25 protein-coding genes are annotated in these 23,708 nt (G+C 63.6%); 12 read left to right on the top strand and 13 right to left on the bottom strand.

Going from position 1 to position 23,708, the window contains the following annotated elements; genetic code table 11:
- Nucleotides 1–134 precede the first annotated feature (134 nt).
- The gene (locus O7A61_RS13755) at nt 135–1,163 is read left to right on the top strand and encodes a zinc-dependent alcohol dehydrogenase family protein (protein WP_337130264.1); all 1,029 of its coding nucleotides are present in this window, start codon (nt 135–137) and stop codon (nt 1,161–1,163) included.
- Nucleotides 1,164–1,264: 101 nt separating this feature from the next.
- Here the strand turns inward: O7A61_RS13755 and O7A61_RS13750 are convergent, their stop codons facing one another.
- The gene (locus O7A61_RS13750) at nt 1,265–2,374 is read right to left on the bottom strand and encodes a TRAP transporter substrate-binding protein (RefSeq protein WP_337130263.1); all 1,110 of its coding nucleotides are present in this window, start codon (nt 2,372–2,374) and stop codon (nt 1,265–1,267) included.
- Between the two features lie 261 nt (nt 2,375–2,635).
- Between O7A61_RS13750 and O7A61_RS13745 the strand changes: the two genes are divergently transcribed.
- On the top strand, nt 2,636–3,409 hold the full coding sequence (locus O7A61_RS13745; protein WP_140506725.1) for a gamma-glutamyl-gamma-aminobutyrate hydrolase family protein: 774 nt from the start codon (nt 2,636–2,638) through the stop codon (nt 3,407–3,409).
- Here the strand turns inward: O7A61_RS13745 and O7A61_RS13740 are convergent, their stop codons facing one another.
- From O7A61_RS13740 to O7A61_RS13725, 4 genes are all read right to left on the bottom strand, one after another.
- The gene (locus tag O7A61_RS13740) at nt 3,410–3,808 is read right to left on the bottom strand and encodes a hypothetical protein (RefSeq protein WP_337130262.1); all 399 of its coding nucleotides are present in this window, start codon (nt 3,806–3,808) and stop codon (nt 3,410–3,412) included.
- 85 nt (nt 3,809–3,893) lie between these two features.
- A complete protein-coding gene (locus O7A61_RS13735; protein ID WP_337130261.1) occupies nt 3,894–4,877 on the bottom strand; it encodes a 2-hydroxyacid dehydrogenase in 984 nt (327 codons plus the stop codon).
- Nucleotides 4,874–5,896 carry a LacI family DNA-binding transcriptional regulator gene (locus O7A61_RS13730; protein ID WP_084636511.1) on the bottom strand — a complete coding sequence of 341 codons (1,023 nt, stop codon included), beginning with the start codon at nt 5,894–5,896 and terminating at the stop codon, nt 4,874–4,876. The genes O7A61_RS13735 and O7A61_RS13730 overlap by 4 nt, the downstream gene beginning before the upstream one ends.
- A gap of 65 nt (nt 5,897–5,961) precedes the next feature.
- Entirely contained in the window at nt 5,962–6,846 is an 885-nt protein-coding gene (locus tag O7A61_RS13725) for a DMT family transporter (protein WP_337130265.1), read from the bottom strand.
- 327 nt (nt 6,847–7,173) lie between these two features.
- Between O7A61_RS13725 and O7A61_RS13720 the strand changes: the two genes are divergently transcribed.
- Nucleotides 7,174–7,332 (top strand): hypothetical protein, encoded by a 159-nt coding sequence (locus O7A61_RS13720; RefSeq protein ID WP_337130260.1) that lies wholly within the window; start codon nt 7,174–7,176, stop codon nt 7,330–7,332.
- 15 nt (nt 7,333–7,347) lie between these two features.
- Here O7A61_RS13720 and O7A61_RS13715 read toward each other — a convergent pair whose 3' ends face one another.
- Nucleotides 7,348–7,755 carry a DUF2000 family protein gene (locus O7A61_RS13715; protein ID WP_337104544.1) on the bottom strand — a complete coding sequence of 136 codons (408 nt, stop codon included), beginning with the start codon at nt 7,753–7,755 and terminating at the stop codon, nt 7,348–7,350.
- Nucleotides 7,756–7,808: 53 nt separating this feature from the next.
- Here O7A61_RS13715 and O7A61_RS13710 point away from each other — a divergent pair, with 53 nt between their 5' ends.
- The gene (locus O7A61_RS13710; protein ID WP_337130259.1) at nt 7,809–8,681 is read left to right on the top strand and encodes an AraC family transcriptional regulator; all 873 of its coding nucleotides are present in this window, start codon (nt 7,809–7,811) and stop codon (nt 8,679–8,681) included.
- Nucleotides 8,682–8,690: 9 nt separating this feature from the next.
- Here O7A61_RS13710 and O7A61_RS13705 read toward each other — a convergent pair whose 3' ends face one another.
- Entirely contained in the window at nt 8,691–9,161 is a 471-nt protein-coding gene (locus O7A61_RS13705; RefSeq protein ID WP_027142797.1) for a MarR family winged helix-turn-helix transcriptional regulator, read from the bottom strand.
- Nucleotides 9,162–9,582: 421 nt separating this feature from the next.
- Between O7A61_RS13705 and O7A61_RS13700 the strand changes: the two genes are divergently transcribed.
- The 4 genes from O7A61_RS13700 to O7A61_RS13685 all read left to right on the top strand — a co-directional run bounded on the left by O7A61_RS13700 (nt 9,583) and on the right by O7A61_RS13685 (nt 12,622).
- The gene (locus O7A61_RS13700) at nt 9,583–10,671 is read left to right on the top strand and encodes a CobW family GTP-binding protein (RefSeq protein WP_337130258.1); all 1,089 of its coding nucleotides are present in this window, start codon (nt 9,583–9,585) and stop codon (nt 10,669–10,671) included.
- Between the two features lie 79 nt (nt 10,672–10,750).
- A complete protein-coding gene (locus O7A61_RS13695; RefSeq protein ID WP_027142795.1) occupies nt 10,751–11,029 on the top strand; it encodes a type II toxin-antitoxin system TacA family antitoxin in 279 nt (92 codons plus the stop codon).
- Nucleotides 11,026–11,553: a GNAT family N-acetyltransferase gene (locus O7A61_RS13690; RefSeq protein WP_337130257.1), complete on the top strand. Its 528-nt coding sequence runs from the start codon at nt 11,026–11,028 to the stop codon at nt 11,551–11,553. Before O7A61_RS13695 ends, O7A61_RS13690 begins: the two co-directional genes overlap by 4 nt.
- 94 nt (nt 11,554–11,647) lie before the next feature.
- Nucleotides 11,648–12,622, top strand: a complete 975-nt coding sequence (locus O7A61_RS13685) for a WD40 repeat domain-containing protein (protein ID WP_140506748.1) — start codon at nt 11,648–11,650, stop codon at nt 12,620–12,622.
- A gap of 15 nt (nt 12,623–12,637) precedes the next feature.
- Here O7A61_RS13685 and O7A61_RS13680 read toward each other — a convergent pair whose 3' ends face one another.
- Nucleotides 12,638–13,090, bottom strand: a complete 453-nt coding sequence (locus tag O7A61_RS13680) for a hypothetical protein (RefSeq protein ID WP_337130256.1) — start codon at nt 13,088–13,090, stop codon at nt 12,638–12,640.
- Between the two features lie 153 nt (nt 13,091–13,243).
- On the opposite strand from O7A61_RS13680, the gene O7A61_RS13675 reads away from it, so the two are divergent.
- From O7A61_RS13675 to O7A61_RS13665, 3 genes are all read left to right on the top strand, one after another.
- Nucleotides 13,244–14,620 carry an aspartate aminotransferase family protein gene (locus tag O7A61_RS13675; RefSeq protein WP_337130255.1) on the top strand — a complete coding sequence of 459 codons (1,377 nt, stop codon included), beginning with the start codon at nt 13,244–13,246 and terminating at the stop codon, nt 14,618–14,620.
- Between the two features lie 32 nt (nt 14,621–14,652).
- Nucleotides 14,653–16,038 (top strand): glutamine synthetase family protein, encoded by a 1,386-nt coding sequence (locus O7A61_RS13670; RefSeq protein ID WP_337130254.1) that lies wholly within the window; start codon nt 14,653–14,655, stop codon nt 16,036–16,038.
- Nucleotides 16,039–16,200: 162 nt separating this feature from the next.
- On the top strand, nt 16,201–16,881 hold the full coding sequence (locus O7A61_RS13665) for a UdgX family uracil-DNA binding protein (protein WP_442921067.1): 681 nt from the start codon (nt 16,201–16,203) through the stop codon (nt 16,879–16,881).
- A gap of 211 nt (nt 16,882–17,092) precedes the next feature.
- Here O7A61_RS13665 and O7A61_RS13660 read toward each other — a convergent pair whose 3' ends face one another.
- From O7A61_RS13660 to O7A61_RS13645, 4 genes are all read right to left on the bottom strand, one after another.
- Nucleotides 17,093–18,358: a glycerate kinase type-2 family protein gene (locus tag O7A61_RS13660; RefSeq protein ID WP_337130252.1), complete on the bottom strand. Its 1,266-nt coding sequence runs from the start codon at nt 18,356–18,358 to the stop codon at nt 17,093–17,095.
- Nucleotides 18,355–18,858 (bottom strand): heme-degrading domain-containing protein, encoded by a 504-nt coding sequence (locus O7A61_RS13655; RefSeq protein ID WP_337130251.1) that lies wholly within the window; start codon nt 18,856–18,858, stop codon nt 18,355–18,357. The genes O7A61_RS13660 and O7A61_RS13655 overlap by 4 nt, the downstream gene beginning before the upstream one ends.
- Nucleotides 18,859–19,073: 215 nt before the next feature.
- Nucleotides 19,074–20,390 carry a guanine deaminase gene (guaD, locus tag O7A61_RS13650; RefSeq protein ID WP_337130250.1) on the bottom strand — a complete coding sequence of 439 codons (1,317 nt, stop codon included), beginning with the start codon at nt 20,388–20,390 and terminating at the stop codon, nt 19,074–19,076.
- A 2-nt stretch (nt 20,391–20,392) separates the two neighbouring features.
- A complete protein-coding gene (locus tag O7A61_RS13645) occupies nt 20,393–21,610 on the bottom strand; it encodes a urate hydroxylase PuuD (protein WP_337130249.1) in 1,218 nt (405 codons plus the stop codon).
- A gap of 131 nt (nt 21,611–21,741) precedes the next feature.
- On the opposite strand from O7A61_RS13645, the gene O7A61_RS13640 reads away from it, so the two are divergent.
- Nucleotides 21,742–22,662, top strand: a complete 921-nt coding sequence (locus O7A61_RS13640) for a LysR family transcriptional regulator (protein WP_027142784.1) — start codon at nt 21,742–21,744, stop codon at nt 22,660–22,662.
- Nucleotides 22,663–22,736: 74 nt separating this feature from the next.
- Here the strand turns inward: O7A61_RS13640 and xdhC are convergent, their stop codons facing one another.
- Nucleotides 22,737–23,648: a xanthine dehydrogenase accessory protein XdhC gene (gene xdhC, locus O7A61_RS13635; RefSeq protein ID WP_337130248.1), complete on the bottom strand. Its 912-nt coding sequence runs from the start codon at nt 23,646–23,648 to the stop codon at nt 22,737–22,739.
- Between the last annotated feature and the right edge of the window lie 60 nt (nt 23,649–23,708).

Here is a 23,708-nt window from a genome sequence, read left to right as displayed (position 1 = left end):
CACCGGCGGCGCCCGGCACGCCCGACCTGTCGCAACCGCCGAATTTCGGCGATACGCCACCAGCCAAGCCGGCGGCACCGACGCCGGACCTGTCGCAGCCGCCGAATTTCAACTGAGCTCGGGGGGAAGACGCCATGAAAGCCGTGCGGCTGGAGAGAGTGGGCAGCATCGCGCTACGCGAAATTCCCAAGCCGGTCCCCGGTCCGGACGAGCTTCTGGTGCGGATCGAGGCCTGCGGTGTTTGCGGCACCGACCGGCATCTTTTCCACGGCGAGTTCCCCTGCAGGCCTCCAGTGACGCCCGGGCACGAATTCTCCGGCATCATCGAGGCGGTCGGCACCGCCGTCTCCGGCTTTGCCGTCGGTGACCGGGTCACTGGCGACCCCAACATTGCCTGCGGACGCTGCGGCCACTGCCATGCCGGCCGCGTCAATCTGTGCCGCAATCTCACCGCCATCGGCATCCACCGCGACGGCGGCTTTGCCAATTATGTGGTGATGCCGCAGAAACAGGCTTTTCTCCTTCCTGCGGATATGAAGCCGACACATGGCGCGTTCTGCGAGCCGCTCGGCTGCTGCCTGCACGGCGTCGAGCTTGCCGAGATCAGGCCAGGCAGTTCGGTTGTCGTGCTCGGCGGCGGTGTCATCGGCCTGCTCACCGTTCAACTGGCGCGGCTTGCCGGGGCCACCACCATCATCCTGTCGACAAGGCAAGCCTCGCGGCGCGCGCTTGCCAGGGAACTCGGTGCGACGGCGACGGTCGATCCCACAGCCGCCGATGTGATCGATGCCATCGCCGGTCCGACCGGCCTGATGCCTGATGGCGTCGACGTGGTGTTCGAATGCGCCGGTGTGCGCGAGACCGTCGAGCAATCGATACGGCTGGCAAGGGCCGGCGGCACCGTCGTCATCGTCGGCGTGACACCGCAAGGCATGAAGGCGGAATTCGAGCCCTTCGACCTGTTGTTCCGGGAGCTGAAGGTGCTGGGCTCGTTCCTCAACCCCTACACACACCGCCGCGCCGCCGCGCTCATCGCGTCGGGCGCCATCGAGATCGACCGGCTGATCTCCAGGCAAGTCACGCTCGAAGAGGCGCCGGCGGTGATCGCCAACGCGCCGGCTCCAGGCGAAGTGAAGGTGCTGGTGGTGCCGGGTTCGGGCTGAGGCGCGGGCTTCGGGCGTCTGGCAATTGCCGTCGCCGTTGAGCAAGGAAAAGCCCCGGGACAGAAGAGCCCGGGGCTTTCGAACAAGCAAAGTGCGATCGCCTACAGCTTGCCGTTGCGCTGCTGGACCATCATGAAGGTGTCGTAGTTGTATTCGGCCACCTGCGCCCAGAGATAGTGCTCCTTGCGGAAGCCCTTGATCGATTCCCAGATCTTCTTGAACGGCGCGTTCGAGGCTTCCATTTCGGCATAGACCTCGTTGGCCTTCTCGAAGCACGCGGCCATGATCTCCTGGCTGAACGGACGCAGTTTCGCCCCGCCGGCCACCAGCCGCTTCACCGCCGGAGGGTTCACGTAGTCGTATTTCTGCAGCATGTTGGCATCGGCGGCCTGGGCGCACGTGCGCAGCAGCGATTTGTAGATCGGCGAAAGCTCGTCGTATTTCGCCTTGTTGAACATCAGGTGGACGGTCGGGCCGCCCTCCCACCAGCCCGGATAGTAGTAATAGGGGGCGACCTTGTAGAAGCCGAGCTTCTCGTCGTCATAGGGGCCGACCCATTCAGCGGCGTCGATGGTGCCCTTTTCCAGCGCCGGATAGATGTCGCCGCCGGCGATCTGCTGCGGCACGACGCCGAGCTTCTGCACCACTTTGCCGGCAAAGCCGCCGATGCGCATCTTGAGGCCGGAGAGGTCGGCGACGGTGTTGATCTCCTTGCGGAACCAGCCACCCATCTGCACGCCGGTGTTGCCGCCCGGCAGGCCGAAAAGACCTTGCGTGGCGAGGAACTCATTGAATAGGTCGATGCCGCCGCCATGGTAGTGCCACGCATTCATGCCGCGCGCGTTGAGCGAGAAGGGCACCGCCGCACCCAGCGCCCATGTCGGATCCTTGCCCCAGTAATAATATGCCACCGTGTGGCAGGCCTCGACCGTGCCGGCCGTGGTGGCGTCGGCGGCCTGCAGGCCGGGAACGAGTTCGCCGGCGGCAAAGACCTGAATCTGGAAATTGCCGTCGGTGGCTTCAGACAGCATCTTGGAGAACACTTCGGCCCCGCCATAGATGGTGTCGAGCGACTTCGGGAAGGAGGACGCCAGCCGCCATGTCACCTTGGGATTGGACTGGGCTATTGCCGGTGCGGCGAGCGTGGCCGCTGCCGCGGCTGCGCCGACGCCGGTGACGCCGGCCTTGCGGATGAATGAACGACGATCCATGCAGTTCCTCCCTTTTGGATCAACAGACCGACGTTCGGGAAATCCTCGGCCCCCGCATCGGTTCGCACGAAACAATACACGGGCAAGGAGTCGAGTCCAGCACCGCGGCCGGATTTGGTGGCGAAGCCGCGCGACCCTGCAACTATAGTCTAACAGGCGGTTTCATGGCCCATGCGACACGCTGAAACTTGGCTGGAAAAATGCCCGGGGATCGCTTATTTTAAAGGCAGGACATCCCTTCCAGATGGAAAACAGACCAAAATGCAGCAGCCGCTCGTCGCCATATCGACCGACGTCCGTCAATTCGACAACTACACCTGGCATGCCGCGCCCCAACAATATCTGGAAGCAGCAATCGTAGGTGCCGGCGTTTTCCCCCTGCTGGTGCCCTCGTTCGGCGACCGGCTGGACTTCGACGAACTCCTGTCGTCGGTCGACGGCGTCATGCTGACCGGCTCGAAATCCAATGTCGATCCCTCGCTCTATGGCGGCGATGCCAGCGAAGCCAATGGCCCCTATGACACCGCGCGCGACTCCACGACGCTGCCGTTGATCCGCAAGGCGATCGAGCGCGGCGTGCCGCTGCTTGCCATCTGCCGCGGCATCCAGGAGTTGAACGTTGCGCTTGGCGGCACGCTGGGCACCGAGATCCAGGAGCGCGAGGGGTCGCTGGACCACCGCGCGGCGGTGAGCGACAAACAGGATGAGCGCTTCGCCATTCACCAGACCATTTCGATCAAGCCAGGCAGTTGCCTCGCCGGCGTGTTCGGCGCGGGCGACATCAAGGTCAATTCCTTGCATCGCCAGGCGATCGACCGGTTGGGCTCGAAGCTCGAGATCGAGGCTGTCGCCGCTGACGGCACGGTCGAAGCGGTTTCGGTCAAGGGCGCGCGCGCCTTCGCCGTCGGCGTCCAATGGCATCCCGAATACTGGGTCAAATCGGACAGCAATTCCGCCAAGATTTTTCGCGCTTTCGGTGATGCGGTGCGTTTGCACGCGGCGGCGAAAGCCGGCGCACGGGCCGCGGCTGAGTAGTCAGTCTCCGCGCTTCACGTCCGATGCCAGCGACAGCAACGGCAGCGCCGGGGCGTAGGATTCGTAGCCGTTGCCGTCAGCCACGGCGAAGGTGACGATCGGATCGATGCCGTTGGCGCTGAAGGCGACCGTTCCGTCGTTTTGCTCGCGCCAGAATTTCGCCTGATCGAGGCCCGGCAGGAGCCGTCGGCAATTCGGAGCCACGGTCAACAGCGACAAGCCATCCGAGACCGAGGCGCCGCGCGTGACCGCGCAGGCCCCCTCGTCGCCATTGGCGACCAGCCTGTAGGTGTCGGACGGCGTGGCCTCTTCGCCGACGCTTTCAACACCGCCGGCATGAAACAGCTGAACGCCGCCGAACAAGGCAGAGGCCCCGATCAATGTGGAAAGCGTCTTCATCCCGATCCTCACCCACGCGTACACAGAATGAAGAATGATTTCAAAGGGTTAAGCAGACGTTAATAAATAGGGCAGAGCCCGGCGCTCAAGCGCGTGCCTTCACGTCAACAGTCTCGGGCACCGGTGTCAGCGGCCGGCGCTCGCTGAACCACGACATCAGATTGTCGACGCACAGATCGGCCATGGCGCGGCGCGTATGCTCCGAAGCCGAGCCGACATGCGGCAACAGAGAGGTGTTTGGCAAGTCGAGCAACGCCTTGGGGACATTCGGCTCGTCGGCGAAGACATCGAGCCCGGCTGCGGCGATGGTGCCGCCGGCGAGAGCGGCCGCCAGGGCCGCCTCGTCGACGGTGCTGCCGCGGCCGATGTTGACGAAGACGCCGTTCGCGCCGAGCGCCGACAGGATCTCGGCATTGACCGCTTTCTGTGTCGAAGCACCGCCGGGCGCCACCGAAATCAGCGTGTCGACCGCCTCGGCCAAGCCCTTCAGCGTCGCGTGATACTGGTAGGCAAGACCTTCGACACGACGCCGATTGTGATAGGCGACCGGCAGTCCGAACGCCTCCAGCCGCCGTGCAATGGCCTGGCCGATGCGGCCCATGCCGAAAATGCCGACACGGCGCGCGCGCAAGGTCAGCCGGCTCAGCGGATAGTTGCCCTTGCGCACCCAGCTGCCGTCACGCAGCCAGGTCTCGGCGCGCGGCAGGTCGCGGATTGTGTTGATCAGCAGGCCGATCGCGGTGTCGGCGACCTCCTCGGTCAGGACGTCGGGCGTGTTGGTGACCATGATGTTCTTCGCCGCCGCATGGTGGACGTCGACCGAATCATAGCCGACGCCGAAGGAGGCGATGAGTTCGAGATTGGGCAACGCATCCATCATCGCCGCACTGATACCGGCAAAGGATGCGATGCCACGCACGGCGCGGCGCATCTCCTCGGAGACCAGCGCCGGATCGGCGCGCTCGATGCCGACGCGCCTGAAGGTCCGTTCGATACGCCCGACGGCGTGATCGCTGAAATCCGCCGGCACCAAAACGGCGACGGCTTGCAGATCCTTGGCCCTGGTCATGCACGCTCCACCGGCTTGCCGGTCGACTGGCGCACATGCAGTTCCGGCTTGATCAATTCCTGCGAGGGCCGCACCGTCTGCCCGTTGAGCTTGTCGAGCAGCGCGCTGGCGGCGCGGCGACCGACTTCGCGCTGCCCGTTCCAGACGGTGGTCAGCGCCGGCGTGGCGATCGCCGCCTCCTCGAGATCGTCATAGCCGGTAACGGAGATGTCGATGCCCGGCACCAGGCCGGCGCGCGCTATGCCGTTCATCAGGCCGATGGCGACGAGGTCGTTCCAGCAGCAGGCGGCGGTCGGTCTGTCCTTCAGCGCCAGGAACTGCCCGGCCGCCTCGAAGCCGGCTTGCTTGGTGCGCGGGCCGGCAATGCGCCAGGACGGTCTGACTTCAAGCCCCGCCGCCTCCATGGCGTTGACATAGCCCTGGTAGCGATCACGCCCGGTCGAGGTCTGGTCGGTGCCGCCAATCATGGCGATGCGCTTGTGGCCGAGCGAGATCAGGTGGTTGGTGGCTAGGCCCGTGCCATAGGCATCGTCACCGCGAAACACCGGCACGTCGGCGCCCTCCACGGTGCGTGCGATCAGCACCGCCGGCAAGCCGTTCTCCTCGGCCATGACGATATCTGATGCGGGCGTGCCGATGGCCGGCGACATGATGACGCCGTCGGCGCCGAGCTGCAGCAGCGTATCGATGAAGGTGCGCTGCTTTTCGAGCTGATCATAATGATTGGACAGGATGAAGGTTTGCCGGCTGCGGTCGAGCTCGCTCTCGATCGAGCGCAGGATCTCGGCGAAGAACGGGTTCATGATGTCGTGCACGACGACACCGACAATACCCGAGCGCGAGGTGCGCAGACTGGCGGCGCGGCGGTTGTAGATATAGCCGATGGCGCGGGCGTGTTCCTTGATGCGGTCGCGCGTCGAGCCGGCGACCAGCGGACTGTCGCGCAGCGCCAGCGAAACCGTGGCCGTGGACACGCCGAGCGCATCCGCGATCGTCGACAGCTTGATCTTCTGTGCCAGGCTTTCGCTCCCCCGTCGTTTTTTAAACTGTTTAGGGCGGCCTTATGCCATCGATCGGGGCCAAATCAAAGTTTTTTTGCCAGTGCTTCGGCCTCGACATCCGAGGCCGCGCGGCTGCGGAGCCGAAGCCGGCGTTCGCGATGGACGATGTAGAGGCCGCTGGCGACGATTATGGCGGCGCCGACCAGCGTCCAGCGGTCGGGGAACTGGTTGAAGACAAGCCAGCCGGAAATGATCATCCACACCATCTGCGAATAGGGATAGGGCGCCAGCGCCGTGGTCGTCGCCAGCCGATAGGCCTGGACCAGCAGCCAATGGCCGACGCCGCCGAACACACCAAGCATGAGCAGGACGAACCAGTGCCACCCATCGTGCGGCAAGGAGAAGGAGAACGGCAGCATGGGTAAAAGCAGCACCGCCGGCGCCAGCGCCGAGAACAGGATCAGGCTTTCCGACGTTTCGGTCGCCGACATGCGGCGCGTCATGATGACATAGAAGCAGTTCGACAGCATCGAGCCGAGCGCGAAGAGATGTCCGACGCCGAAAACACCGACACCCGGCCTCGTGATGATCAAGACCCCGGCGAAAGCGGCCAGGATCGCTAGCCAACGCCGCCAACCGGCCCATTCGCCCAGCAGCGGGCCGGCAAGCGCGGTGATCACCATGGGCCCGAAGAAATAGATCGATGTCGTCTCGGCCAGTTGCAGGGAGCGCAGCGCCAGGACGTTGAACATGGTCGAGCCGAACAGGAAGGCGCCGCGTATCACATGCGCGGGCAAGTTGACCGGGCGGAACCGCACCGGCTCGCGCCAGCCGCGCAGCAGCGCCCCGACCAGCACGACATGCACGGCAAAACGCACCCAGGCGACGATCAGGACGGAGACGCCTGCAAGGACGAGATATTTGCTGCTGGTGTCGAGGAAGGTGAAGAAGACATAGGTCGTCAGCATGCACAGGATCGCCACCGGCGGCGTCACGCTTTCTGCATCTCTTTGGGAAGGATTCACGTGCAGGCCGGGGGAAAGCTGGGCTGGAGCCCACCTTTGCGGGAATTGTCGCTTGCCGGCAAGCCAAAACCGTCTGGCACAACAAGACGCCTGGACAGGCTTAGCCTCGTCCGGCATGTCACGGCCCAAACCGCCACCAGCTCAGGTCAAGTCTGAGTACAGGCTCCATGGTCTTTTTTTGTTGATCGACGTCGAAAGCATGCCGACTTGACGACATGCACCGTTCCGCGGCCGGATCTGGTTGGCACCGCCACAGGACTGGCCGCCGCAATGAGGATCGGCGGCGGGGCAGTCATCGCCTCCATCGCCGGTCTGTTTCTTGCAGGTTCAGCTCCAGCGCTTTTGTCCATGATGCTGGTGTCGGCGGCATTCGCATTGCTGGCGGCACTGTATGCCGCTCTTCTCGATCGGCGGCAGCCAGTCGATTGAGTTTGTGAGTTTGCTCTATGCATGCATGCGGGCACCCTTGGTGATCTTGTCGACGACCTTCTTCCCGGCGCGCAGCGCGATGCCGACCACCTTGGCGTCTTCGGGCGCGAATTCGGCAAAGACGGCGCGATTGGCGGCGTCGAAGCCGGTCGAAAACATCTCCTCGACATAGAGCGAGGTGGTGACGCCGCGTTCCAGCGCACGCCGGTGGATCGCACCAAGCGCTGCATGGTCGGCCGAGAGCACGATGACCGGCTGGATCGATAGGGGATTGTAGAGATTGTCGGCGCGGTCGCGATAGGGCTCGCCGATGATGTCGGGGAATTGCGCGACGACGCCGCTGGTCAGGAAGGCGGTGACGTTGAGTTTCTGCCAGACGGGCAGGTCTTCCCGCAGTACGATTGCAAATTTCGTATCAAACATGAGAAAATGCGCCATTCGAGGTTAAGCCCCGTATTGCGAGGCTGAAGGAGACGATGTCGTTCGAACTAGACCGCCAGGCCTTCGAGGGTCTTGGACGTTTGTGCGCCGATGCCGCTGAAAGCTGCATCATCTCCGCTCCCGACCCTGCGGGGATGGAGCGCATCGAGGCGCGGTTTCACGGCAGCGCCTTCGATCCGCATCGCCACGACACCTATGCGATCGGGGTGACGCTGCGCGGCGTGCAGACCTTTCGCTATCGTGGTGCCGCGCAGCACAGCCTGCCCGGCCAGGTCATCGTGCTGCATCCGGACGAATTGCACGATGGCGGCGCGGGCACCGAGGAAGGCCTGCGCTACAGAATGCTCTATCTCGAGCCGTCACTGATGCTCGACTGTCTCGGCGGCACGGCGCTGCCGTTCGTCAGGGATGGCGTGGTGACGGACGATGCCTTCTGCGCGACGCTGCTTTCGGCGCTCGGGCCATTGGAGCGGGAACTCGACGAGCTATTCATCGACGACTTCCTGGCTCAACTGATGCAAAGCCTCGCCCGGCATGCCGGTCAGCCGGCAAAGGCACTAGCCGGGACGGCGTGGCGGGCGGCGACCCTGGCGCGCGAATATCTCACGGAAAACCTCGACCGGCCCGTGCGTTCGGACGAGTTGGAAGCCATCACGGGTCTCGACCGCTATGCCCTGTCGAGACATTTCCGCGCGGCCTTCTCGACCAGTCCGCATCGTTTCCTGGTGATGCGCCGGCTTCAGAGCGCGCGCAGGATGATCGCCGCCGGCGAGCCCCTGGCACAGATCGCGGTCGAGGCCGGCTTCAGCGACCAGAGCCATTTCAACAGGCAATTCAAGAAAGCGTTCGGCATGACACCGGGACGCTGGTCGTCCTTGATCCACGGAGCTGCCGCGGCGGCTGGATAGCCGAAGAGATCATTCGTCCGCCTCGGCGTCGTCGTCGATCAGCACCAGTTCCTCGTTGGAGAGGTTGGCCTCGATACGGGCGAGCAGCTTGAACAGCGCCTTCTGGTCTTTCTTGTCGAGGCCCTTCAGCGCCTGCTTTTCGGTCTTCTTCACCGACTTCTCGATGGCGCGGATGGTTTCACGGCCGGTATCGGTGAGGAAGATATGGGCCTGGCGGGCATCGGATTCCGATGCGCGTTTTTCCAGAAAGCCCTGCGCCTGCAGCCGGTTGATGGTCTTGGTGATGGTCGGCGGACGCACGCCGAGACGCCCGGCAAGATTGCCCGGTGTCTGGCCGTCCTCGCGGTCCAGCGACAGCATGATCTGATCCTGGCCGGCGTAGAAGCCGTGCGCCAGAAGCCGTGCCGCCAGCGCGGTCCTTGCCAGCCTTGCCGCCGAATGCAGCCGGCTCATCGTTGCAGTCTTGTCCGCCTTGGCCATGGTCATCCCTCTTCGGCCGTACCGGTGCGCACAGCATAGACGCAGCCGGCCGGTTGGCAATCGACGATCGAAAAAGATTCCGGCATCCGAAACAGCTTTGCCGGCAAGCATTTGCGGTGTCCGCCGTGGTGATGCCAGATGTTTATTTCAGTTAGATGACAAACGAGTTTCGCGTGCAGGAAATTCGGACCAACCGCTGCGTGAATGCGGTCCGACACCCGGCAGGCCGGGCAAGGCGACCCCCTGATCATTCCATCGCGCGGCGGCGACCGCTTTTCGCGGCCACGATGTCAGAACGAATCCCAGCGGTAAAATTTGGCCCATGGTTTGCCCCGTGCAAAAGCCCGGCGCACATCCTATATGGAACCGACAATCCCTTTCGCGGCCTGGATTTCAGGGCCCAGTCATTTCGAGGCAAGCCATGAGCGACGCACAGACGCAGATCCCCGTAACCGTTCTTACCGGCTATCTCGGCGCCGGCAAGACGACGCTGCTCAACCGCATCCTGTCGGAGACCCACGGCAAGCGTTACGCCGTCATCGTCAACGAATTCGGCGAGATCGGCATCGACAACGAGTTGATCGTGGAATCCGACGAGGAAATCTACGAGATGAACAATGGCTGCGTCTGCTGCACGGTGCGCGGCGACCTGATCCGCGTCGTCGAGGGCCTGATGCGCCGGCCCGGCCGCTTCGACGCCATCGTCGTCGAGACCACCGGGCTCGCCGATCCGGTGCCGGTGGCGCAGACCTTCTTCATGGACGACGACGTGCGCTCCAAGACCAAACTCGATGCCGTGGTGGCGCTGGTCGACGCCAAGCATTTGCCGCTGCGGCTCAAGGATTCCAGGGAAGCCGAGGACCAGATCGCCTTCGCCGACGTCGTGGTGCTCAACAAGACCGACCTTGTGACCCCGGAAGAGCTCGCCAAGGTCGAGGCGACGATCCGCGCCATCAATCCGGCGGCCAGGATCCATCGTACGACCCGCGCCGGTGTCGACCTGTCGGAAGTGCTCGACCGCGGCGCCTTCGACCTGTCCCGGGCATTGGAAAACGATCCGCATTTCCTCGAGGCGCATGATGATCATGATCACCATGACCATGATCATGATCATGATCATGATCATGATCATCACGACCATGATGGCCACGATCACCACCACCATGATCATGACGGGCATGACCATCACGCACATCCTTCCGACATCCATGACGTGACGGTGCAGTCGGTGTCGCTGCGCGGCGGCGAGATGGACCCGAAGAAATTCTTCCCTTGGATCGAGAAGATCACCCAGATGGAAGGCCCCAACATCCTGCGACTGAAAGGCATCATCGCGCTCAAGGGGGATGATGAGCGCTATGTCATCCAGGGCGTGCACATGATCATCGAAGGCGACCACCAGCGCGCCTGGAAGGACGGCGAGAAGCACGAAAGCCGGCTGGTGTTCATCGGCCGCGAACTCGACGCCGAGCGGCTGAGGAAGAGTTTCGAGGCCTGCCAAGCCTCGTAGGGCTGTATTGAAGGCTCTCGAGATTGACTATGGGTCCATGTACACATATCATGTGTACATGGACCCGAGGAGATTTCCGATGCCCAGGTCGGCCGACAACAAAACCGAGCGCTATCAAATCCGCATCGCGCCTGCGCAGAAGGCGATGATCGCGCGCGCCGCCGCGCTATCTCATCAGGACGTTACCGACTTCATTCTCAACAAGGTGGTTCCGGAAGCACAGGCCGTAATCGAAGCAGCCGAGGTTGCGAAAGTGTCCGACCGCGATTTCACACGTATACTCGATCTGCTGGAGAACCCGCCGAAACCCAATGCCAAGCTCCGAGCAGCGATCGCAGCCTTGCCGGATACTCTGTGACGCTTCCCGCCTGGCACGAGGAGCCGATTGCGAAACGCCATGATCGGGCCTCGTTCGATTGCGGCGATGCGCAGATGAACGATTTTCTGCGGCGGTTCGCGCGGCAAAGCCACGAACAAAATGCCGCCAAGACTTTCTGTGCGATCGACGATACCGCTTTGGAGCGGATCTTTGGCTTCTATACGATCGCGCCGTCAGCCATTGCTCATGAAACCGTGCCGGAGACGATGACGAGAGGCTTGGCGCGGCACGAGGTTTCCGGCTTCAAGCTTGTCCGGCTGGCGACCGACCGCAGCGTCGCCAGGCAAGGACTTGGAGGTCAACTGCTTGCCGCCGCCGCGTTGCGCTGCTTGCGACTTGCTGGCGAAGGCGGCGGCATCCTGCTCATCATCGATGCCAAGAGCGAGCGGGCCGCAAGATGGTATGCCAGCTACGGGGCCGAGCGTCTCGATAGATCGGATCTGACCTTGGTGATGCCATTGGCGACGTTCGCAACCGATCTGCGGGCGAAGGGCCTGCTTTGATGACAGCCTCTCGCCATCTGATCTGCCGGTTGCCGGAACCGCAAACGTCGAGTAAGCCGCCTCTGTAATCTCATTCAGTTGAACAAAGACAATCATGCCCACAGTCGCCCCGCTTGATCTCGAAGGCCATTGCGTTACCGCCGTCTTCCTTGGCGATGTGCCGCATTTCGCGCTGGCCGATGGCGCTATCCATCGGCTCGACAATGGCCACAAGACTGTGCAGGCCAATGATGGGCTGCTCGCGGCCTTTCATGACGCGGCCAACGACCGGCTGATCACCGGCGGTGAGGACGGCAAGGTGTTTGCCGTCAAAGCCGGCGGTGAGACCCAGGAGGTGGCGAGCGCCGGCAAGAAATGGATCACCAGCGTTGCCGCCGGGCCGCAAGGGGCCATCGCCTATGCCACGGGCAAGACCGCCTTCGTGCGCTTCGCCGATGGCAAGACCCGGGAATTTGCCCATCCGCGCTCGGTCGAGGGGCTGGCGTTCTCGCCCAAGGGCATGCGCTTCGGCGTTGCCCGCTACAATGGCGCGACGCTGCATTTCCCGGCCGCCGAAGGCAAGCCGGTGGAACTCGAATGGGCGGGCGCCCACACCGGCATCACCTTCTCGCCGGATGGCGCCTTTCTGGTTACCACCATGCAGGAAAACGCCCTGCATGGCTGGAAACTCGCCGACGGCAAGCACATGCGCATGAGCGGCTATCCCGGCAAGGTTAAAAGCCTGTCGTGGAGCGTGAAAGGCAAGTGGCTGGCCAGTTCCGGCGCGCCGGCGGCGATCGTCTGGCCGTTTTCGGCCAAGGACGGGCCGATGGGCAAGGCGCCGCTGGAACTCGGCACGCGCGGCAACGCCATGGTGACGGCGGTCGCTTGCCACCCGAGCCAGGATGTCGTCGCCGTAGGCTATGACGACGGCATGGTCATGGCGGTGCGCTTTTCCGACGCCAAGGAAGTGCTTTTGCGGCGCCCGGGCAAAGGCGCCATCACCGCGATGATGTGGGACAAGGAAGAACGCCGCGTCGCCTTCGGCAGTGCCGCCGGCGACTGCGGCGTCATCGACATCACTGCGTAGTTTCGAAACAGCGGATTACTCGGCGCCGCAGGAAATCTTGCCGGTCAGATCGACCGGCTTGCCATCGCTGTCCTTGTCGCCCGTGCTGTCATAGACGGCGAGTTTGTAATCTCCATCATAGACGCCCTCGTCGCTGGCCCTGGTCAGGATCGTCAGTTCGACCGAACCGTAGGTCTGGGCCACCTCCTGCTCGTGGTAGATGTTCAGCCGCAGCTCCTTGTTGTCGAGCCAGTATTGGATGAGGTTGGAGTTCTCGAAAGTGGTCCTGCGCAGCTGATCGCCGGCGGGCCTTGCCTTGATTTCGAGGTCGCCGCGGAAGTTGAAGGTCGGGCCGCCCATGCCGGTGGTGACGCCGGCATCGACCTGGAATTTCACCTGGGGATCATCGACGGAGCACCAGATGCCGCCGGTCGCACAGGCCGTACCGGCCGACAGGAACAGTGCCGTCACGCAGATGATCGTCCGCATTTCCCTTGCCCCCTATTGCCGTTCCCATTGGCGCCGACTTCGCGCAGAGCGTCAAGCGCCGCCAGCTAGGGCTGAGCCAATGCAGAACGGCCGCGCGGCCAATTGCCGTCGCGGAGGTGGATTGGCTAAGAGGGACGTGCCAGAGGGGTTTTCATGCACAGCGACAGTTCAAAAACCATCGGCGGCATCAGCCGCGACCGCATCGCGCAATTGCGCGAGACGGAAGGTGCCGTATTCCGCAAGGCGCGGCCGAAATCGCAGGCCAAGGTCGGCAATGGTATCTCCGGCTTCTTCGGCGGCGTGCCGATGCACTGGATGAACGACTGGCCGACGCCGTTTCCGATCCTGGTCGACAGTGCCCGCGGCGCCACGATCACCGACATGGACGGCAACAAGCTCGACGATTTCTGCCTCGGCGACACCGGTTCGATGTTCGGCCATTCGCCGCCGCCGGTGGCACGCGCCCTTCGCCGCCAGGCTGGGCGCGGCTTGACCTACATGCTGCCTTCGGAAGACGCGCTCGCCATCGGGCCGCTGCTGCAGCAGCGCTTCGGCCTGCCGTTCTGGCAGATCGCGACGACGGCGACCGACGCCAACCGGTTCGCGCTACGCGTCGCCCGCGCCATCACTGGGAGAGAAAAAATCCTGGTCTTCAACGGCTGCTATCACGGCTCGGTGGACGAGACGATGGTGCGGCTGATCGACGGCAAGCCCGTCAACCGGCCAGGACTGGCGGGTGAATTCCGCGACCTGACCCGCACGGCCAAGGTCATCGAATTCAACGATGTCGCCGCTCTCGAAGCGGCGCTGAAGGACAGGGATATCGGTTGCGTCATTGCCGAGCCGGTGCTGACCAATTCCTGCATGGTTCTTGCCGATGCCGGCTACCATGAGGAGTTGCGAAAATTGACGCGCGAAGCGGGCACGCTGCTTTTGATCGACGAGACGCACACGATCTCGACCGGCCCGGGCGGCTACACCAGGAAATATGGGCTGGAGCCGGACTTGTTCGTGCTGGGCAAGCCGATTGCCGGCGGCGTGCCGGCGAGCGTCTGGGGCATGAGCGAGGAGGTCGCGTCGCGCTATGCCGACTACAACAGGACGAAAGAGCCTGGCTATTCCGGCATGGGCACGACCCTGTCGGCCAACCCGCTGCAGTTCGCGGCGATGCGCGCCACACTCGAGGAGGTGATGACGCAGGAGAATTACGACCGCCTGGATCATCTGGCGCGGCGGCTCGATGCCGGGCTGACCGGCGTGATCGATCGCCATCGTCTGCCCTGGCATGTCTCCCGTGTCGGGGCCCGCGTCGAGTTCATCTGCGCGCCCGGCCCGCTGCGCAACGGCGCCGAGGCGGAGGGTGCGCATGCACCGGAACTGGAGGCCGCCATCCATGTCGCGCTGGTCAATCGCGGCGTGCTGATCGCACCCTTCCACAACATGATGCTGATCTCACCGGCAACGTCAGGCGCCCAGGTCAACCGACTGATCACCGCTTTTGGCTCGGTTGCGGCAAAGCTTGCGGCATGAGACAAGCCACCAAGCCAAACCTGAGTTCCATCATGACTTCACCTTCGGGCTCGACGCCCACCGAGGCGCAAGCCTTCCTCGACGCCCATCCCGAGGTCGAGGCCTTCGATATCGTGCTGACCGACGCCAACGGCGTCGGGCGCGGCAAGATCGTGCGCCGGCATGAGCTGAAAAGCATTTTCGAAGGCGGCCGGCATATGCCGATCTCGATCCTCGGCCTCGACATCACCGGCGAGGATGTGCACGAAACCGGGCTGATCTGGGACAGCGGCGATGGCGATCTGAGGGCCTGGCCGATTCCCGGCACGCTGGTGCCGCTTTACGGCACGAACCCGCCCCGCGGCCAGGTGCTGATGGCGATGCACCATCTCGACGGCCAGCCAATGTCGTCGGACCCACGGCTGGCGCTTGCCCGGCAGGTCGACATACTGGCGGCCAAGGGCCTCCATCCGGCTGGCGCCTTCGAGCTGGAGTTTTTTCTGCTGGCCAATGAGCGCGATGCCGAGGGCAAGGTGCAGCCGGCGCGCGCGGTGCTCGATGGCCGCGTCTCGGGCAAGACGGAAGTCTATTCCGTCGACCATCTGCACGGCATGGAGCCGCTGTTCTCCGACATCTACGCCGCCGCCAAGGCGCAAGGCATTCCGGCCGAGACGGTGATCTCGGAATATGCGCCTGGCCAGTACGAATTGACGCTGAACTACCGCAAGGACGTGATCCGGGCGGCGGACGATCTGGTCATGCTGAAGCGGCTGGTGCGGGCGCAGGCGCGCCGCCACGGCGTCACCGCCTGCTTCATGGCCAAGCCGATCGAGAAATATGCCGGCTCCGGCATGCATTTCCATGTCTCGCTCCAGGACAAGGACGGCCGAAACGTCTTTTCCGAAGCAGCCGGCGAGAACTGGTCGTTGCCGCTGCTGCGTGGCCTCGGCGGGCTGATCCAGACCATGGCGGAATCGATGCTGGTGTTTGCGCCGCACGCCAATTCCTGGCGCCGCTTCGTCTCGCAATCCTATGCACCGGTCGCGCCGACCTGGGGCGTCAACAACCGCTCGGTGGCGCTACGCGTGCCGGCGGGCGATGCGAAAAACCGGCGCATCGAACATCGTCCGTCCGGCGTCGACGCCAACCCCTATCTGATTGCGGCGACGGTGCTCGCCGGCATCGTCAAAGGCCTCGATGAAGGGCTTGATCCAGGCCCCGAAACGACCGGCAATGGCTATGAGGCGTCCGTCACCCGTACGACGATGCCAGCCGATTGGCGCGCCGCCATCGAAGCAGCCAAGGCGTCCAGCTTCCTGAAAGGCGCGCTCGGCGAGGACCTGCACCGCACCTTCGTGGCGATCAAGCAGTCCGAATACCTGCGCGTGGCGCGCACGGTCAGCGAACTGGACTATCATCTTTATCTGCACGAAGTCTGATGGCTGGGTGACCCGGCGACGATCACTTTTTCGCCGTCGTCATCAAAATGAGGTGGCGTATCAGCTTTCCCATAGAAATATTGGCGGAACCTTCCCGAGGCCTCGCTCATTCCTGACTTGGTCGCGAGAGCGGACAAGGCCGCCAGAGATATGATTGCGAAGATGCCGACAACGCCGGCGCCGCACCAGGCCAAGGTGCAGGCGAGGCACTGGCCGAAGCAGCAGCCAGCCGAAACACCTGATGACGATGCCGCGGACACGGTTTCCGAATTGCGAGAGGTCGCCAAGGGATGCCGCCGCTGTCCGCTTTGGCGCGATGCGACGCAGACGGTATTCGGTGAAGGGCCTGACGATGCCAAGGTGATTTTTGTCGGCGAACAGCCGGGCGACCAGGAAGACCTCGCCGGCCAGCCATTCGTCGGCCCGGCGGGCAAGGTGTTCGATGCCATATTGGACGATGCCGGGGTCGATCGCCTGAAGGTCTACGTCACCAACGCGGTCAAGCACTTCAAATTCGAGCCGCGCGGCAAGCGGCGCATCCATTCCAAGCCGAATGTCGGCGAGGTTCAAGCCTGCCGCTGGTGGCTCGACCAGGAGTTTGACCTGATCAAGCCGAACGTCGCCGTGGCGCTCGGCGCCACTGCGGCGCTGTCCCTGCTTGGCAAGGCGATACCGGTGACCAAGATGCGCGGCCAGGTGATCGAACGCGAGGATGGCTTGCGGGTCTTCATCACCATTCATCCCTCCTTCATCCTGCGCATTCGTGATCACGCCGACAAAGAGGCCGAACGCGAGCGGTTTTTGCAGGATATGAAGCAGGTGAAGCGGCTTATGGCCGCTTGATTGCCGGTCTAGAGCGGTTCAGTGTTTGTTGGAAACGCCGAACCGCTCTAACTCTTGGTTTTCACGCAATTCCAGGCGGAAAACCGCTACGCACTTTTCCTGGAATTGCTCTAGCGCGCGTCGCGTCGAAACGGACCCATGCGACGCGCTTTAGGTCTTTGTTTTGATGAATGTCCTTCCCCCAAAACCGAGGTCACTTGGGCGACATGCATTAGCGGACGAGAATTGCCCTGAGATCGTTGACGTTCGTGCCGGTCGGGCCGGGCACGAAGAGATCACCGACGGCATTGAAGGCTGTCCAGGCGTTGTTGCCGGCGAGCATCGCCTTGGCATCCACGCCCGCCGCGCGCATGCGCGAAACGGTCGAGCCGTCGGCGAAGGCGCCGGCATTGTTTTCCGAACCGTCGATGCCGTCGGTGTCGGCCCCCAAGGCATGAATACCCTCCACGCCATTGATGCCGATGGCGAAGGCGAGCAGGAATTCCGAGTTGCGGCCACCCTTGCCTTTGGCCCGCAAGGTCACGGTGGTCTCACCGCCCGACAGGATCAGAACCGGCTTTTGGAAGGGCCGGTTGCGCGTCGCCACTTCGCGGGCAATCGCGGCGTGGACGCCGCCGACCTCGCGCGCTTCGCCTTGAACGGCATCGGAGAGGATGACGGCTTCAATGCCTTGCCGCCTCGCTTCCACTGCCGCCGCTTCCAGCGACACACCGGCGGAGGCGATCAGGTGCACCTCGTTGCGCGCAAAGCGCTCGTCGTCGGGATCTGGCGCGTCGGCCGCAGGCGACTGGATGTGCGCCATGACCGCGTTCGGCAGTTTCATGCCATAGGCGGATATCGAAGCCAGCGCATCTTCACGGCTGCCGGTATCGGGAACGGTCGGGCCGGACGCGACAAGGGCCGGATTGTCGCCAGGAATGTCTGACACCACCAGCGACACCACCTTGGCCGGCCAGGCCGCGGCAGCCAGCCGGCCGCCCTTGATGGTGGAGAGGTGTTTGCGGATGGTGTTCATCGCCGCGATCGGCGCGCCGGAGGCGAGCAGCGCCTCGTTGACGGCGATCTCGTCGGCCAGCGTCAGGCCGGCGGCTGGAGACGGCAGCAGCGCCGAACCGCCGCCGGAAATCAGCGCCACGACCAGATCGTCCGCTGTCAGCCCTTGCACCTTGTCCAGCAGCCGCCGCGAGGCCTCGAGCCCGGCGGCGTCCGGCACCGGATGCGCCGCCTCGATGATCTCGATACGCTCGCATTTGGCACCATAGCCGTAGCGGGTGACGACCAGCCCTTCGATCGGGCCATCCCAGACCTTTTCGAAGGCCGCGGCCATCTGCGCCGAGCCCTTGCCGGCGCCGATGACGATGGTGCGGCCCCTTGGCTTGGCCGGCAAATGGTCGCGGATGGTACGCTCCGGATCGGCGGCGGCGACGGCGGCATTGAAGATCGAGGTGAGAAAAACCTTGGGATCGGGCACGGTCATTCGGGGTCCGCGGACAGCGCCAGCTCGCGCCTGTCTATGCCCAGGTGATCGCACAGCGCATCGAACACCACGCCATGATCCTGGCGCTCCGGCAGGCCAGACACCGCGATCACACCGATGACACCCGCGCCCTTGACCGTGACCGGGAAGCCGCCGCCGGCCAGCACGTAGTCAGCAATATCCAGCCCCTCGCCGATCTTGAAGGTGCGGTCAGGACGTTGCTGTTCAAGCACCAGACGGTAAGTGCTTCTGAGATAGCGCTTCACGACATTGATCTTGCGCCGCGCCCAGTCGGGGTTGGAAGCGTTCGAACCCGGCATGGCGGCATAGAAAAGCGGCCGGTCCCATAGCCTGATGTCGACGATGATCGGCAGGTTCTCGGCCATTGCACGACCACGGATGGCTGCGCCGATCTCGAAGGCGACGGCCTCGTCGAAGGCTGCGAAGACAAGGGTCTCTTCCTGTCTCTTGATCAGAGCGATGTCGTCAGCAACGGCCATGTCTCTTTTCTCCGAAAATCGTGACGTGTCGTTTGTACGACAACATCGGCCCGGTCAAGCTTCCATCGCGGCCCCCCCTCATCCGGCCGCTGCGCGGCCGCGTTGTCCCCGGTTTGGAGAAGAGCCTGGCGCCAGCGCCGGCGGTCTCCTCTCTCCTTGGGGAGAGGCCGGATCGCCCCGAATTGCCCTTCGCAATTCGGTTGGCAAGACGGGGTTCACCCCGCGATCATGTCGCTTTTGGCCGCCCGTCCCGCCACATAGACCTCGCGCACGGCGCGGTCGTCGCCAAGCGTCTGCAGCAGAAACAATTCCTGCGCCAGCGTCTCGACCGTTTCCATCCTGAGCCGCATGGCGGGCGTCGCCCTGGCATCGAGCACGACGATGTCTGCATCGGTGGCTTCCTCCAGCGTGCCGATCTTGTCCGCCACCGACAGCGCCTCTGCGTTGCCGCGCGTGATCTGCCAGAAAGACTGGAACGGGTTCAGCTTCTCGCCATTGAGCGCGATGACCTTGTAGCCCTCGTCCATGGTGCGCAGCATCGAATAGTTTGTGCCGCCGCCGACATCGGTGGCGGCACCTATGCGCAACGGCTTGTCGCGGCGGCGAAAGCGCTGATAGTCGAACAGGCCGGAACCGAGGAACAGGTTCGAGGTCGGGCAAAACACGGCCACCGAACCGCTGTCCGACAGCGCGTCCGCCTCGCGCTCCGACAAATGGATGCAGTGGCCGAACAGGCTCTTTTTGCCCAGCAGCCCATAATGCTCGTAAACATCGGTGTAGTCGCGCGACCAAGGGTAGAGTTCCCCGGTGAAGGCGATCTCGGCGTGGTTTTCCGACAGATGCGTCTGCATGTGCAGGTCGGGATGTTCGCGGCACAACACGCCGGCCATCTCCATCTGCTCCGGTGACGAGGTGATGGCGAAACGTGGCGTGATGGCATAAAGCTGGCGGCCCTTGCCGTGCCATTCGGCGATCAGCGCCTTGGTGTCGTCATAGCCCGATTGCGGCGTATCGAGCACGCCTTCGGGCGCGTTGCGGTCCATCATCACCTTGCCGGCGACGTTGAGCATGTCGCGCGCATGCGACTCGGCGAAGAAGGCTTCCGCCGACGCCTTGTGCACCGAGCAGTAGGCGGCAACCGTGGTGGTGCCATGGCGCACCGTCTCATCAAGGAACAGGCGCGCGATGCGGCGGCCATGCTGGGCGTTGGCGAATTTTGTCTCCTCGGGAAAGGTGTAGGTGTTCAGCCAATCGAGCAATTCGGCGCCATAGGACGCGATGACCTGCATCTGCGGGAAATGCACATGGGCATCGATGAAGCCCGGCAGCAGCAGATGCGGCCGGTGGTCGATTTTTTTCGCCGTCTCACCGGCCTGTTTCTCGACATCGGCATAGGCGCCTGCTGCAACGATCCTGCCGTCGCTTATCAGCAGTCCGCCATCCTCCTCGTAGCGCCAGGCGGAGTGGTCGTCGATGGTTTGCGGCCAGCGCACGAAGGACAGCGTGCGGCCACGCAGAAGTGTCGAGGTCATGCTTATTTCCCCGCGCCTTCGAACCACGCCACCAGCAACGCCCGTTCCTTGTCGGTGATCCGCGAGACATTGGCTGGCGGCATGGCGTGGCTGCGGCCGGCCTGCAGATAGATCTCGCGGGCATGCTCGGCGATGCCGGCGTCGGTATCCAGCATCACCCCCTTGGGTGCGTGATAGATGCCTTCATAGACCGGCTCCTGCGCATGGCACATCGAGCAGCGGCCGAGCACGGTGTCGCGCACCGCCGGGAAATGCGCCGATGCAATATAGACCTCAGCCGCGGCGGAGGCCTTGGGCTCGCCAGTCAGCACCTTCGGCACGGTCGACAGCCAGATGATGATGAGGAACAGGACAAGGGCACCCAGCCACGTCCAGTGCGGATTGCCGGCACGCTTGTGCCGGGTGTTGAAATAATGCCGGATCAGGACGCCGATGATGAACACCAGCGAGGCGATGACCCAGTTGAACTCGGTGCCGAACGCCAGCGGATAGTGGTTCGACAGCATCAGGAACAGCACCGGCAACGTCAGATAGTTGTTGTGGAGCGAACGCTGCTTGGCGATCTTGCCGTATTTCGGATCCGGCTTGCGGCCGGCGATGAGGTCGGCGACGACGATCTTCTGGTTGGGAATGATGACCATGAAGACATTGGCCGACATGATCGTCGCGGTGATGGCACCCAGATGCAGGAAGGCGGCGCGGCCGGTGAACAGATGCGTCAGCCCCCAGGCGATGAACACCAGCACGCCGTAGAGGACCAGCATCAGTCCGGTATCGCTTTTTCCGAGCGGCGAGCGGCACAAGAGATCATAGACCACCCAGCCGACGCCGATCGTCGCCATTGACAGCAGGATGCCGACCGGCACCGACATCGGCAGCACGTTGGGATCAATCAGGAACAGGTCAGCGCCGGCGTAATAAACCACGCACAGCATGGCGAAGCCGGACAGCCAGGTGGCGTAGGATTCCCATTTGAACCAAGTCAGGTGTTCCGGCATCTCGGCCGGCGCCACCAGATATTTCTGGATGTGGTAGAAGCCGCCGCCATGCACCTGCCATTCCTCGCCGAAGGCGCCGACCGGCATGCCCGGGCGCTGGCGCAGGCCAAGATCGAGCGCGACGAAGTAGAAGGACGAGCCGATCCAGGCGATGCCGGTAACGACGTGCAGCCAGCGCACGGCGAAGTTCAGCCAGTCCCAGAAAATCGCGAAATCCATCATTGAAGTCGTCCCTGCCGATCCGGTGACTTTACGGTGTGGCGCGCAAACGAAAAGAGGCGAGGTATACGATGACTTTCAAAAAAAATTGGAAAATACTAGGTTGATGGCCCAAACCGGCGAAAGTGCTCCGTATGGCCTATCTCGACAACATCGCCGTCTTCGTCCGCGTCGTCGAGCTCGGCAATCTGTCGGCGGCCGGCCGCGACATGCGCATTTCGCCGGCTGTCGCCTCCAATCGCATCAAGGAACTGGAGAAGCATCTCGGCGTGCGGCTGTTCAACCGCACCACCCGGCAGTTGATGCCAACGGAACACGGCACCGTTTTCTATTCCGGCGCCAAGCAGGTGCTGGAAGCGATCACCGAGGCGGAGGCTGCCGTCTCGGCGCTGTCCGGCCAGCCGCGCGGCACCATCCGCGTCACCGCGCCGCTCGGTCTCGGGCGACGGCTGGTGGCCTCGGGCATTCCCGATTTCCATGACAAATACCCTGACATCGAGGTGCGGCTCAGGCTCTCGGACCACAATGTCGACATCATGAAGGAAGGCATCGACGTCGCCTTCCGGCTCGGCATCATCGAAGATTCCAGTCTTCGGATGCGTGGCATCATGGAATGCGAGCGCGTGCTGGTCGCCGCACCAAAATATCTGGAGGCGCGCGGCGAGCCGATGGAGCCGCAGGAGCTGATCGGCAGGAAACATGACTGCCTGATGCTGCGCTATTCCGGCGCGCGCGAATATGTCTGGACCTTGCAGACCCCGACCGGGCCGCAAAAGTTCGAGGTACACGGCCCCTACGACACCGATGATGGCGACGTGCTGACCGGTTGGGCGCTGTCAGGGCGCGGCATCATCAACAAGCCGCGCTTCGAGGTCGAGCCGTTCATCCGCGACCGCCGGCTAAAGGTGATCCTGAGCAACACGCCACCGACGCCGGTGCAGTTCGCGGCCGTTTATCCGCACAAGAAGCTGCAGGACCCCAAGGTGCGGCTGCTGCTCGACTTCATGGCGGAGCGCTGCCAGCGGCTGATCAAGGATCTTCTGGCCGGCAAGTAGGCGGAAGAGCGAACTGGCCTGCAAGTGATGGCCTCGTGGCCTATCCGATCCGGTTGCCTTGCGTGAAAGCCAGCCTAGGCTGGTCTAGCCGGGGCCATCACCTTGCCCTGCAGAGCCCGATGATCCGGGGTCACGTGGCTGACCAGCGCCGTCATGATCTCGGCGGCCGCCAGCGCGGCGATGACGGGCGGGCGCTTGTCCTTGACCGCATCGCCGCCGATCGGCGAGACGAGGCGGGCGAATTCAGCCTCCGTACCGTCCGCCGACTTCAGGAACCAGCTCCTGAACGTGGCTTTCTTGGTCTTCGAGCCGATCATGCCGACATAGGCCGCGTCGTCGCGTTTCAGCGCTTCGGCGACGATCAGGAAATCGAGCGCATGGTCATGGGTGAGGATGGCGAAGGCGGTGCCGGCCGGGGCGTTGCGCACCTCGGCCTCCGGCATGGGGGCCAGCCGTGTCTCGACGGTTTCCGGCATGCCTTCCAGCGCCTCGGCGCGTGTTTCGATGACGACGCCGTGCACGGGAAGGAGCGCAATGGTCGACGCCAGCGCCTGGCCGACATGACCGCCGCCGAAAATATAGACATGCGGCATATGAGCTTCCTCGGCTTCCGCCACTGCCACCAGTTCGGCGGCCAATGCGGTATCGACCAACCGGATCAGCACCTCGACCCGCCCGCCACAGCACTGGCCGATTTCGGGGCCGAGCGGGACGTCAAGCGTGGTGCGGACTTCGTCGACCGCGACGCGGGACGTCGACTGCAGGCGGTTGGATCCACCCGATGGCGCCACCATCTGCCGCGCCTTGTCGATGGCCATGTATTCGAGTTGACCGCCGCCGATCGTGCCAAAGATCGCCGTTCGCGAGACGAGCATGAAGGCGCCTTTCTCACGCGGCGTCGAGCCCTTGGTGCCGGCCACTTCGACCAGGGCAAGACGGCCGGCGCCGCCGAGAAAGGCTTTCAGGTTTTGTACTTTCGAGGTCATGGTTTCACGGTTCCCGAATGGGAAATATAGGCTTTTTCGGTCCGAATTGCACGTTCTGCC

This window comes from Mesorhizobium sp. Cs1321R2N1, from assembly GCF_037179725.1.
GTDB classification, from domain to species: Bacteria; Pseudomonadota; Alphaproteobacteria; order Rhizobiales; family Rhizobiaceae; genus Mesorhizobium; species Mesorhizobium salmacidum.
Note: the sequence above shows the minus strand (reverse complement) of the source record. Positions and strands in the feature narration are given on the sequence as shown.